Source organism: Variovorax ureilyticus (genome assembly GCF_050632185.1).
Taxonomy (GTDB): Bacteria; Pseudomonadota; Gammaproteobacteria; order Burkholderiales; family Burkholderiaceae_C; genus Variovorax; species Variovorax ureilyticus_A.
This window is the reverse complement of the sequence record NZ_CP192579.1, coordinates 2,145,759-2,158,017: the sequence shown is the minus strand read 5'-3', so window position 1 is coordinate 2,158,017 and position 12,259 is coordinate 2,145,759. Positions and strand designations below refer to the sequence as shown.

Annotated in this window: 5 protein-coding genes and 3 pseudogenes; 4 read left to right on the top strand and 4 right to left on the bottom strand. The window is 66.7% G+C overall.

Features of this window, described 5'->3' with window-relative positions:
* Nucleotides 1-408, bottom strand: coding sequence for a DoxX family protein (locus ACQ858_RS10680; protein WP_431276596.1), 408 nt, complete (start codon nt 406-408; stop codon nt 1-3).
* A gap of 173 nt (nt 409-581) precedes the next feature.
* Here ACQ858_RS10680 and ACQ858_RS10675 point away from each other — a divergent pair, with 173 nt between their 5' ends.
* Genes ACQ858_RS10675 through ACQ858_RS10665 form a run of 3 tightly spaced genes read left to right on the top strand, consistent with a single transcriptional unit; the run spans nt 582 to nt 3,675 of the window.
* The gene (locus tag ACQ858_RS10675) at nt 582-1,613 is read left to right on the top strand and encodes an amino acid ABC transporter substrate-binding protein (protein ID WP_431276595.1); all 1,032 of its coding nucleotides are present in this window, start codon (nt 582-584) and stop codon (nt 1,611-1,613) included.
* Nucleotides 1,610-2,623 (top strand): amino acid ABC transporter permease, encoded by a 1,014-nt coding sequence (locus ACQ858_RS10670; protein WP_431276594.1) that lies wholly within the window; start codon nt 1,610-1,612, stop codon nt 2,621-2,623. The genes ACQ858_RS10675 and ACQ858_RS10670 overlap by 4 nt, the downstream gene beginning before the upstream one ends.
* On the top strand, nt 2,614-3,675 hold the full coding sequence (locus ACQ858_RS10665) for an amino acid ABC transporter permease (protein ID WP_431276593.1): 1,062 nt from the start codon (nt 2,614-2,616) through the stop codon (nt 3,673-3,675). Before ACQ858_RS10670 ends, ACQ858_RS10665 begins: the two co-directional genes overlap by 10 nt.
* Before the next feature lie 3 nt (nt 3,676-3,678).
* Here the strand turns inward: ACQ858_RS10665 and ACQ858_RS10660 are convergent.
* Both ACQ858_RS10660 and map read right to left on the bottom strand, forming a co-directional pair.
* Nucleotides 3,679-6,263: pseudogene (locus tag ACQ858_RS10660) on the bottom strand ([protein-PII] uridylyltransferase).
* Nucleotides 6,264-6,292: 29 nt separating this feature from the next.
* Nucleotides 6,293-7,116, bottom strand: a pseudogene (gene map / locus ACQ858_RS10655) (type I methionyl aminopeptidase).
* Between the two features lie 42 nt (nt 7,117-7,158).
* On the opposite strand from map, the pseudogene purL reads away from it, so the two are divergent.
* A pseudogene (gene purL / locus ACQ858_RS10650) lies at nt 7,159-11,275 on the top strand (phosphoribosylformylglycinamidine synthase).
* 126 nt (nt 11,276-11,401) lie between these two features.
* Here the strand turns inward: purL and ACQ858_RS10645 are convergent.
* Complete coding sequence (locus ACQ858_RS10645; protein ID WP_431276592.1) at nt 11,402-12,187, bottom strand: foldase protein PrsA; 786 nt, start codon at nt 12,185-12,187, stop codon at nt 11,402-11,404.
* Between the last annotated feature and the right edge of the window lie 72 nt (nt 12,188-12,259).

Below are 12,259 nucleotides of genomic sequence, written 5' to 3'. Positions count from 1 at the left end.
TCAGTTGTAGCGGCCGCCGGTGCCGCCGACGCTGAAGCGACCCGCGCCGAGGAAGGCGATGGCGATCGCGCCGAACAGGTACATGCCTTCGAGTTCGAGGACCCAGCCTCCGCTCTTGCCGATTTCCCAGAGGCGGCCCGTGTGCACCAGCCAGAGGGCGACGAGCATGTTGATGGCCACGATCCATCCGGCCAGGCGCGTGTAGATGCCGGCGATCAGCAGGACCGGCGCAAGGATCTCTCCGACGTAGACCAGATAGGCCACGACGCCCGGAACGCCGTGCGAACTCAGTAGGTTCTCGATCCACCCAACGCCGCCCCCTCTGAGCTTGGAAATGCCGTGCAGCAGGACCAGGATGCCTAGCGTGACGCGCAGAACGAACTTGCCGGTGTCATCGGAACGAATCATGGTCGAGGAATCCTCTTCTTCGAGTGAGTTGAAAGAAAGGTCGGATTGTGGTCGATGTCGGCGCGCGCAAGCGCATGTGCTGACAACCCGCGGTTCTTTGGCAGATGTCCGCGAGCCCCCGTAAACTGCCTGCTGCCGTTAATTCCGACAAGACAAATCAAGAGGGGTTCCGAATGAACAAGGCTTTCCGTCCCGCGCTGGCTTCGCTGGCTGCCGTCCTGGCTTTCGCCGCCGCACCGGCCTTCGCCGGCAAGACGCTCGACGCCGTGAAGCAGCGCGGCAGTGTCAAGTGCGGGGTGACCAACGGCGTCGCCGGCTTCTCCGCGCCCGATACGCAGGGCAACTGGTCGGGCCTGGACGTCGACACCTGCCGTGCGGTCGCGGCGGCGGTGCTCGGCGACGGGAAGAAGGTGGAGTTCGTGCCGCTCAACTCGCAGCAGCGCTTCTCGGCATTGCAGGCCGGCGAAATCGACATCCTCGCGCGCAACACGACCTGGACGCTCACGCGCGATGCATCGCTGGGCTTCCACTTCACGACCATCACCTACTTCGACGGCCAGGGCTTCCTGGTGCCGAAGAAGCTCAAGGTGACGAGCGCCAAGCAGCTCAAGAACGCCACCATCTGCACGCAGGCCGGCACCACCAACGAGAAGAACGTCGCCGACTACTTCAAGGCGCAGAACATCCCGGTGAAGACGGTGGTGTTCGAGAGCTTCGAGGCCTCGTTCAAGGCCTTCTTCGCCGGCCGCTGCCGGGCCTTCACGACCGACACCTCCGCGCTCGCGGGCCTGCGCAACAAGGAGGCCCCGAATCCCGACGACTACGTGATCCTGCCCGAACTGATTTCCAAGGAGCCGCTGGCGCCGCTGGTGCGCCGCGGCGACGACGAGTGGTTCGCCATCGTCAAGTGGGTGCCCAATGCGCTGATCGAGGCCGAGGAGTTCGGCGTCACACAGGCCAACATCGACGAACTGAAGGCCAACAGCAAGGACCCCGCGCAGATGCGCCTCGTCGGCACCGGCGATGACCTCGGCAAGCTGCTCGGGCTGGACAAGGACTGGTCGTACCGCGCGATCAAGGCGGTGGGCAACTACGGCGAGATCTTCGAGCGCAATGTCGGTCCGAAGTCCGTGCTGAAGCTGCCGCGCGGAACGAACAACCTCTGGAACAAGGGCGGCCAGATGTACGGATTGCCGGTGCGGTGAACACCCCGCGGCCGCCGTCGGCCAGCGGGCGCGGTGCCGTCTGGATTGCCTGGATCGTGCAGGCGCTGCTGATCGCGGCGGTCGTGGGCGGCGTCTTCTGGCTGGTGAACCATGCGCTCGAAGTGCTGCGTGCGCGCGGCGTGCGATCGGGCTTCGACTTCCTGCTGCAGCCGGCCGGCTTCGACATCTCCGAGGGCTGGCTGGACTTCAGTTCGGGCCAGCCGTTCTGGCGCGCATTCCTCGCCGGGTTGATCAACACGATCCGGGCGGCGATCCCGGCCGCGGCGATGGCGGTCGTTCTCGGCACATTGCTGGGTATCGGCCGGCTGGCGCCGCATGTGCTGGTGCGCGGGCTGTGCGGTTTCTACGTCCAGGTGGTGCGCAACGTGCCGCTGCTGGTGCAGTTGCTCATGCTCTACTTCGCGCTCACACAGCTCTTGCCGGATTCGACCGAGCCGATCGAGCTGATCGACGGCTTCTGGCTCAGCAAGGGCGGGCTGTCGATGCCCTGGCCGGTCGCGGACGAGGGCGGCTTCTGGCTGAGCCATTTCGAGTGGCCTGAACGCGGCAGCTTCAACGTCAGCGGTGGTGCGGCGCTGAGCCCCGAGTACCTCGCGGTCGTGATCGCGCTCGGGCTCTACACGGCGGCTTTCGTTGCCGAGATCGTCCGCGCTGGCATCACCTCGGTGTCGCAGGGCCAGAAGCTTGCGGCACAGGCGCTGGGCCTTTCGCCGGTGCAGCAGCTTCGCATCGTGGTGTTGCCGCAAGCGCTTCGCGTGATCGTGCCGTCGCTCACGAACCAGTTGCTGAGCCTGACCAAGAATTCTTCGCTGGCCGTCGCGGTGGGCTATCCGGAGCTGGTATCGGTCGCGAACACCTCGCTCAATTCGACCGGGCGGGCCTTCGAATGCATCGCCGTGATCATGGCGGTGTACCTCGCGCTCTCGCTGATCATTTCCGGCGCGATGAACCGCTACAACGCACGCGTCGCGCTGAGGGGATGGCGTTGATCGGCGCCGTGCATGCGCCGGTCGAATGGCGCAAGGAGCTCTGGGGGTCGCCGCTTCGGGCGGTGTTCACCGTGGGGCTCGTGCTGCTCTTCGCATGGGCGGGCTATCACCTGTTCGCCTGGTCGGTGATGCACGCGGTATTCCGTCCGGACGCGGAGGCATGCCGCGCGTCCCACCATGGCGCGTGCTGGGGCGTGATCGCCGAGAAATGGCGTCCCATCCTCTTCGGCCGCTATCCCTATGAAGACCAATGGCGCCCGGCCGTGGCGGTTGTCGTGCTGTCGCTGACCACGATGCTGAGCGCGTGGCCGCGTAGCTGGCGCTGGTGGCTCTTGCCCGTGTGGCTGGTTGCGCTCGCGTTCTTCCTGGTGCTGATGCGCGGCGGCGTGCTGGGCCTGGAAGGGGTGCCGACGAACCGCTGGGGTGGCTTGCCGCTGACCATCGGGCTCGCGGTCGTCGGGCTGGCGCTGGCGTCCCCGCTGTCCCTGGCGCTGGCGTTGGGCCGGCGCTCGCAATGGCCGGTGGTGCGCACGCTCTGCGCCACCTACGTCGAGCTGGTGCGTGGCGTGCCGCTGATCTCGGTGCTGTTCATGGCCTCGTTCCTGCTGCCGCTGCTCTGGCCGGCGGGCTGGCAGCCCGATGTGCTGCTGCGCGTGCTGGCCGGGCTGTCGGTGTTCGTGGCGGCCTATCTGGCCGAGATCATCCGCGGTGGCCTGCAGGCCGTGCCGCGCGGGCAGACCGAAGTGGCCATGGCGCTGGGTTTCGGCCGCTGGCCGGTGCAGCGTGACATCGTGTTGCCGCAGGCCCTGCGGCTGGTGGTTCCGGCGCTGACCAACAACGTGGTCGGCACGCTGAAGGACACCTCGCTGGTCACGGTGGTCGGGCTGTTCGAGTTGACCGGCGCCCTGGGCCTCGCGCTCGGCGGCGATCCGACCCGGCGGCCGTTCTACCTCGAGGGCTACCTGTTCATCGCGCTGGTGTACTGGGTACTGTGCTTCGGGCTGTCGCGCTACAGCGCGTGGCTCGAGCGGCGCCTCGCGAGCGCGCCCTGAGCCTCAGGCCGCGAGCGCGTCGAGCAGCTCGGTCTCGATCGCTGCCTGCGCGCGCTGGCCCTGCAATTCGGGTCCGCTGATCAGGAAGGTATCTTCCACGCGCTCGCCGAGCGTGGTGATCTTGGCGAGCTGCAGGTTCAGGTGATGCCGCGCCAGCACGCGCGCCACCGAATAGAGCAGTCCGGCCCGGTCGCTCGCGGAGATGTTGAGCAGCCAGCGCTGCGCCTTCTCATCCGGCAGCAGGCTCACGCGCGGCTTGATCGGAAAGCTGCGCACCCGGCGCGACACCCGGCCCTTGCTCGGCGTGGGCAGTGGCCCGGCTTCGCTCAGGGTCTTGGCGAGGCCGGCTTCGACCATGTTGATGAGGTCGCGGTAATGCTCGGGGATGAAGGTGGTGATGACCTGGAAGGTGTCCAGCGCGAAGCCGTTGCTCGTCGTGTACACCTTGGCGTCGAGGATGCTGAACGACGCCTGGTCGAAATAGCCGCAGATGCGCACGAACAGGTCCGGCTGGTCGGGTGTGTAGACCGCCACCTGCAGTCCTTCGCCCACCGGCGAAATCCGCGCGCGCACGATCGGTGGGCGGTGCAGGTCGACCGGTACGCCGGCGGGCGGCACATGGTAGGAGAGCTGCCGCGCGTGCCGGGCGATCTCCGAGGGGTCGTGGCGCATGAAGTAGCTCACGTCGAGCGTGTCCCACAGCGCCTTGTGCGCGTCCAGTGGCTCGGCGTGGAGCGCGAGTTGGGCGATCGCCTCGCGCTTGCGCGCTTCGATCTCGGCGCCCGGGTCGGGCATGCGCCCACCCAGCGCACGCAGGGTGAAACGGTAGAGGTCTTCGAGCAGCTTGCCCTTCCACGCATTCCACACGCGCGGCGAGGTGCCGCGGATGTCTGCCACGGTGAGCAGGTAGAGGGCCGTGAGATAGCGCTCGTTGCCCACGCGCTTCGCGAAAGCGCCGATCACTTCCGGATCGCCCAGGTCCTGCTTCTGCGCAACCTGGCTCATCACCAGATGCTCGGCGACGAGGAATTCGATCAGCTTCGCGTCTTCGCGCTCGATCTCGTGCTGGCGGCAGAAGCGCCGCACGTCGCGTGCGCCGAGTGTCGAATGGTCGCCACCGCGGCCCTTGGCGATGTCATGGAAAAGCGCGGCGATGTACAGAATCCAGGGCTTGTCCCAGCCCGCCGCCAGTTGCGAGCAGCCGGGATATTCGTGTGCATGCTCGGCGATGAAGAAGCGCCGCACGTTGCGCAGCACCATCAGGATGTGCTGATCCACCGTGTAGACGTGGAACAGGTCGTGCTGCATCTGTCCCACGATGCTGCGGAACACCCGCAGATAGCGACCCAGCACCGAAGTCTGGTTCATGAGCCGCAGCGCATGCGTGATGCCGCGCGGCTCCAGCAGCATCCGCATGAAGGTCTTGTGGTTCTCGGGGTCGTTGCGGAACTTGCTGTCCATCACGTGGCGCGCGTTGTAGAGCGCGCGCAGCGTGCGGGCCGACAGGCCCGTGACCCCGATGGTCTTCTGGTAGAGCAGGAAGGTCTCGAGGATCGCGTGCGGCTCCCTGAGATACAGGTCGTCGCTCGCGACCTCGATCATTCCCCCTTTTCGAAGAAGCGTTCGTTGATCGGCGTCGGCTGGTCGGCCTGCGGCTGCAGCCGGTCGGCGATGTTGAGCAGCAGGATCTGGCTGAGCTGCGAAACCGCCTTGGCGGCCCAGTAGTAGCGCCGCATCAGCGCCTCGCTGGCCTTGCGCTGCGATTCGCCGACGTAGCCGAAGGTCGCAGCGACGGCGGTCTGCAGGTCGAACACCAGACGGTCTTCGCGGCGGTTCGCGGTCACGTGCAGGCGGGCGCGGATCAGGCTGAGCAGCGCTTCGTTGCGCTTGATCTGCTGCACCTCGAAGGTGGTGGCGAGACCGCTCTTCGCGAGGTCGTCCCAGCGGTTGCCGAAGCCGGCCGCCTTGGTCGCCCAGAGGATGATCTGCAGGTCGCGCAGGCCGCCGGGCGATTCCTTGCAGTTGGGTTCGAGCGCGTAGGGCGTGTTCTCGAATTTCTGGTGCCGGTGCCGCATCTCCTGCGTCTTGGCGGTGAAGAAGGCCAGCGGATCGATGGCGGCCAGGAAGCGCTTGCGGAAGCCGGCATAGAGCTTCTTGTCACCGGCGATCAGGCGCGACTCGAGCAGGGAGGTCTGGACGGTGATGTCCTTCGCCGCCTCGGCCAGGCATTCGGACACCGTGCGCACGCTGGAGCCGATCTCCAGGCCCGCATCCCAGCAGTGGCCGATGAAGGCCTCGATGCGCGCGGGGTCGATCTGCAGGCTCTGTCCCTCGGGCAGCAGGAGCAGCACGTCGACGTCGGAGTAGGGGAAGAGCTCGCCCCGCCCGAAGCCGCCGACCGCCACGAGGGCCAGCTGGCTGCCGAAATCCGCATCGGTCCACAGCGCGGTGAGCGTTTCGTCCGCCAGCGCCGCGAGCTGGCGCAGCACGGTGTGGACGCTGCGCGTCGGGGCGCGGGCGCTGCGCAGCTGGTCGAACAGCGCCAGCTTGTGCGTGCGATAGGCGTCGCGCAGCGATGGGATATCCATCTGGGCACCCCTGAAGAGCAGGCGCGGTTTCAAGCCGCGGCGGTCACGAAGGCGGGGGGCACCGGGCTTCCGGCCGACAACGTGAGGACCTCGTAGCCGGTCTCGGTGACCAGCACGGTGTGTTCCCACTGGGCGGACAGCGAATGGTCGCGCGTGACGATGGTCCAGCCGTCGTACTGGCCGCCCTTGGCGTCTTCCTTGATGTCGCGCTTGCCGGCGTTGATCATCGGCTCGATGGTGAAGGTCATGCCGGGCTTGAGTTCCTCGAGCGTGCCGGGACGGCCGTAGTGCAGCACCTGCGGCTCTTCATGGAAACCGCGTCCGATGCCATGGCCGCAGAACTCGCGCACCACCGAGAAGCCGTTGCCCTCGGCAAAACGCTGGATCGCATGGCCGATGTCGCCGAGGTGGGCGCCGGGCTTGACCTTCATGATGCCGTGCCACATGGCTTCGTACGTGATCGTGCACAGGCGCTTGGCTGCGATCGAGGCGTCGCCGACGATGAACATGCGGCTGGTATCGCCGTGCCAGCCGTCCTTGATGACGGTGATGTCGAGGTTGACGATGTCGCCCTTCTTGAGCGGCTTGTCGTTGGGGATGCCGTGGCAGACGACGTGGTTGACCGAGGTGCAGATCGACTTCGGGTAGGGCACGCTGCTGGCGCCCATGTAGTTCAGCGGGGCGGGGATCGCACCCTGGACCTGCGTGATGTAGTCGTGTGCGAGCTTGTCGATCTCGCTGGTGGTGGCGCCGGGCTTGATGTGGGGGTCAGGTAATCCAGCACCTCGGATGCGAGGCGGCACGCCACGCGCATGCCGGCCACGCCTTCGGCGTCTTTGTAGGTAATGCTCATGAGGCGGAATTATCCCATTGACACCGTTAAAATTCAGGGTTCATGCGGATGGCCCCAGTCAGCGGCTGCCGCCCTCTACGCATTCTTCATCCTCAATCCGGCCAGCCAGCCAACCCGAACGTGACGTTGCCCGTGAACCCGTCTTCCCATCCCGCCCATGTGGTGACTTTCTTCGAGGGCGGCAGCGCGCTCAGCGACTTCCGGGCCCGGCAACTGCTGCCGAAGCTCCAGGCGCTGGACCCCCGCATCGAAGGGGTCAGCGCCCGGTTCGTGCATCTGGTGAGCACCGACAAGGCGCCGGACGCGGCGGCCCGCGAGCAGTTCTCGGCGCTCCTGGCCTACGGAGAGCCCTTCGCCGCCCCGGCGAAGACCGCCGCGACCATCGTCGTCACGCCGCGCCTGGGCACCGTGTCGCCCTGGGCATCCAAGGCGACCGATATCGCCCACAACTGCGGGCTGGTCCTGCACCGGGTCGAGCGCGTCACCGAATACCACCTGACGCTCAAGGCGCCGCTGCTGGACAAGGCCCTCGGCAAATCCGCCTCTCTCGACGGCGAGAAGTTCGCCGCCATCGCCAGCCTGCTGCACGACCGGATGACCGAGTCCGTGCTGCCGCGGCTCGAAGAGGCGTCCGGCCTCTTCGCCGAACTGCCGCCGCAGCCGATGGCCCACGTCGACGTGCAGGGCGGCGGCCGTGCCGCGCTGGTCGAGGCCAACAAGACCTTCGGCCTTGCACTCGCCGAGGACGAGATCGACTACCTCGTCGACGCCTTCACCGAGGCTCGGCCGCAACCCGAGCGACGTCGAGCTGATGATGTTCGCGCAGGCCAACAGCGAGCATTGCCGCCACAAGATCTTCAACGCCGACTTTGTCATCGACGGCCAGCCGCAGCCGCAGAGCCTGTTCTCGATGATCCGGCACACCGAGCGCCAGAACCCGCAGCACACCATCGTCGCCTATGCGGACAACGCCTCGATCATGGAAGGCCATCCCGTCGAGCGATTCGTGGCGGCGGCCGGCTCGGCCAGCTATCGCAAGACCGACGCGACCAACCATGTGCTCATGAAGGTCGAGACGCACAACCATCCGACGGCGATCTCGCCGTTCCCCGGCGCGTCGACCGGTGCGGGCGGCGAAATCCGCGACGAAGGCGCGACCGGACGGGGTTCGCGCCCCAAGGCGGGCCTGACCGGCTTCACCGTCTCGAAGCTCTGGCCGAAGGAGGGCAATTACGGCAAGCCCGAGCACATCGCCAGCCCGCTGCAGATCATGACCGAGGGGCCGCTGGGCGGCGCCGCCTTCAACAACGAATTCGGCCGGCCGAACCTGCTCGGCTACTTCCGCGAATACGAGCAGACCGCGGCGAGCGACGTCGACACGGTGCAGCGCGGCTACCACAAGCCGATCATGATCGCCGGTGGGCTGGGCAGCATCGATGCGGCGCAGACCAGGAAGATCCAGTTCCCGGCCGGAACGCTCCTGATCCAGCTCGGTGGCCCCGGCATGCGCATCGGCATGGGCGGTAGCGCCGCCAGCTCGATGGCGACCGGCGCGAACGCGGCCGAGCTCGACTTCGACTCCGTCCAGCGCGGCAACCCCGAAATCGAGCGCCGCGCCCAGGAGGTCATCAACCACTGCTGGCAGCAGGGCGAAGCCAATCCGATCCTCGCCATCCACGACGTCGGTGCCGGCGGCCTGAGCAACGCATTCCCCGAGATCACGAACGACGCCGGGCGCGGCGCGCGTTTCGACCTGCGCGCTGTGCCCCTCGAAGAATCCGGCATGGCGCCCAAGGAGATCTGGTGCAACGAGAGCCAGGAGCGCTACGTGCTCGCGATCGCACCCGAATCGCTCGACACGTTCCGTTCCTTCTGCGAGCGCGAGCGCTGCCCGTTTGCAGTCGTCGGCGTCGCGACCGAGGAGCGTCAGCTGCGGCTGGTCGACGAGGGCGCCGAAGACCAGCCGGTCGACATGCCGATGGACGTGCTGCTCGGCAAGCCGCCGAAGATGCTGCGCGACGTGAAGTCGGTCGCGCGCCGCTTCAAGCCGCTCGACCTGACCGGCGTCGACCTCCAGAAGGCGGCCATCGATGTGATTTCGCATCCGACCGTGGCATCGAAGCGCTTCCTGGTCACTATCGGCGACCGTACCGTCGGCGGGCTCAGCCACCGCGACCAGATGGTCGGGCCGTGGCAGGTGCCGGTGGCCGATTGCGCGGTCACGCTGGCCGACTACAAGGGCTTCGCCGGCGAAGCGATGAGCATGGGCGAGCGCACGCCGCTGGCCGCGCTGGACGCGCCTGCTTCCGGCCGCATGGCGGTGGCCGAGGCGATCACGAACCTGCTGGCCGCGCCGATCGAGCTGTCGCGCGTCAAGCTCTCTGCCAACTGGATGGCTGCCTGCGGCGAACCGGGCGAGGACGCGGCGCTGTACGAAACCGTCAAGGCGGTCGGCCTCGAACTCTGTCCCGCGCTCGGTATCTCGATCCCGGTCGGCAAGGACTCGCTGTCGATGCGCACGCAATGGAAGGACGGCGGCATCGACAAGAAGGTGACCTCGCCGGTCAGCCTGATCGTGAGCGCCTTCGCCACGCTGGCGGACGTGCGCGGCACGCTCACGCCGCAGCTCGACGCGACCGATTCCGACACCACGCTGGTGCTCGTCGACCTCGGCCGCGGCAAGCATCGGATGGCCGGCAGCATCCTGGCGCAGACGCTGGAGCAGATCGGCGATGCAGTGCCCGATCTCGATGATCCGCAAGACCTCGTGAAGCTGGTGAATGCGGTCAATGCGCTGCGTGCCGAAGGCAAGATCCTCGCGATGCACGACCGAAGCGACGGCGGCCTGTTCGCTGCGGCGTGCGAAATGGCGTTCGCGGGTCATGTCGGGGTTGCCCTCAATGTCGACCTGCTGGTCACCGAAGGCGACGGCATCAGCGACAGCCGGGCCGAGTACGGCGACGCGAAGAACTGGGCCGGTCAGGTCAGCGCGCGGCGCGAGGAACTCACGCTCAAGGCGCTCTTCAACGAAGAGCTCGGCATGCTGCTGCAAGTGCGCACCGCCGATCGCAACGACGTGATGCAGACCCTGCGCACGCACGGCCTGAGTACCCACAGCCATTTTGTCGGCAAGACCCGCCCCGAGAGTTCGTCGATGGACGCGGGCAAGGGCAAGGTCGAGGTGTGGCGCGATGCCAAGTCGGTCTTCAGCGCGAGCCTCAGCGACCTGCACCAGGTCTGGGATTCGGTGAGCTGGAAGATCTGCCGCGAGCGCGACAACCCCGACTGCGCCGATGCCGAACACGCGGCAGCGGGCGATCCGCAGGACCCGGGCATGCATGTGCATCTGGCCGGCGGTGCGCTTGAAGACGTCGCTGCGCCGTTCCTGAACCTCGCAAGGCCCAAGGTCGCGATCCTGCGCGAGCAGGGCGTCAATTCGCACGTCGAGATGGCCTACGCCTTCACCGAGGCCGGCTTCGAGGCCTTCGACGTCCACATGACCGATCTGCAGACGGGCAGGGCGGATCTGGCGGACTTCAAGGGCGTGGTCGCCTGCGGCGGTTTCAGCTACGGCGACACCCTGGGTGCCGGCATCGGCTGGGCGCGCAGCATCACCTTCAACGCGCGCCTTGCCGAGCAGTTCAAGGGCTTCTTCGGTCGCAGTGACACTTTCGGGCTGGGCGTGTGCAACGGCTGCCAGATGTTCGCCGAACTGGCCGACATCATCCCGGGCGCCGAAGCCTGGCCTCGCTTCACCACCAACCAGAGCGAGCGTTTCGAGGCCCGCCTGTCGATGGTCGAGGTGCTCGAATCGCCCAGCCTGTTCTTCGCCGGCATGGCCGGGAGCCGGATGCCGATCGCGGTTGCCCACGGCGAGGGCTACGCCAACTTCAAGCACCGCGGCGACCCGGCCAAAGCCATTGCGGCGATGCGCTACGTGGACAACCACGGCCAGCCAACCGAGCAGTACCCCTTCAACCCCAACGGCAGCGCGGGTGGACTGACCTCGGTGACCACGCCCGACGGGCGCTTCACCGCGCTGATGCCACACCCGGAGCGCGTCTTCCGCAACATCCAGATGAGCTGGACCGCTGGCGACAGAAGCGAGCTCAGCCCGTGGATGCGGATCTGGCGCAACGCCAGAAAATTCGTGGGCTAACCCCCGAGCTTGCTCGCTTCGTGTCGCCACCCACCCCCTTCCAAGGGGGCGGCAGAGCCGGTTCCGCGGTGTTTCCGAAACAAAAAAGCGGCCTTCTGGGCCGCTTTTCGTCGCCGAAGTCTCGGTTTACTCGACCTTCGCCTTCGCGCGGAGGTCTTCCTGGTACTTCTGCAGGCGCTGCTGCTGGAGCTGCTGAACGATCTGCGGCTTCACTTCCTCGAACTTCGGCAGCTGGGCCTGGCGGATGTCGTCGACGCGGATGATGTGGTAGCCGAACTGCGACTTGACCGGCGTCTGCGTCATCTCGCCCTTGCCGAGCTTGACCATCGCTTCCGAGAACTCGGGCACGAAGCTCGCGGGCGATGCCCAGTCGAGATCGCCGCCGTTGGCGCCCGAGCCCGGGTCCTTGCTCTGCTTCTTGGCGATGTCCTCGAACTTGGCGCCCTTCTTGAGGTCGGCAATGATCTTCTTGGCCTGGTCTTCCGTTTCGACCAGGATGTGACGGGCCTTGAATTCCTTGCCGCTGTTGGCGGCGGCGAACTTGTCGTATTCCGCCTTGGCGTCGGCGTCCGACACGGCGTTGGTCTTGCGATAGTTCTCGAACAGCTGGCGGATCAGGATGGCCTGGCGGGCGAGTTCGAGCTGGTTCTTGTAGTCCTCGGTGGCATCCAGGCCCTGCTTCTGCGCCTCCTGCATGAAGACCTCGCGGGCGATGACTTCCTCGCGCAGCTGTTCTTGCATCTCCGGCGTGACGGGGCGGCCGGCCGCGGCCAGCTGCTGAGCCAGCACGTCCATGCGCGCCTTCGGAACCGGCTTGCCGTTGACGATGGCTGCGTTCTGCGCGAAGGCGGCAACGGAAACCGTGCCAACGAGTACGGCGGCCGCGACGGCGTGCAGGATATGTTTCTTCATGTTGGGAGCCTCGGTCCTGGAGGTAGACGCGCCTTGGGCGCGGTTGAATAAAGCGCTGGATGAAAAAAGGAG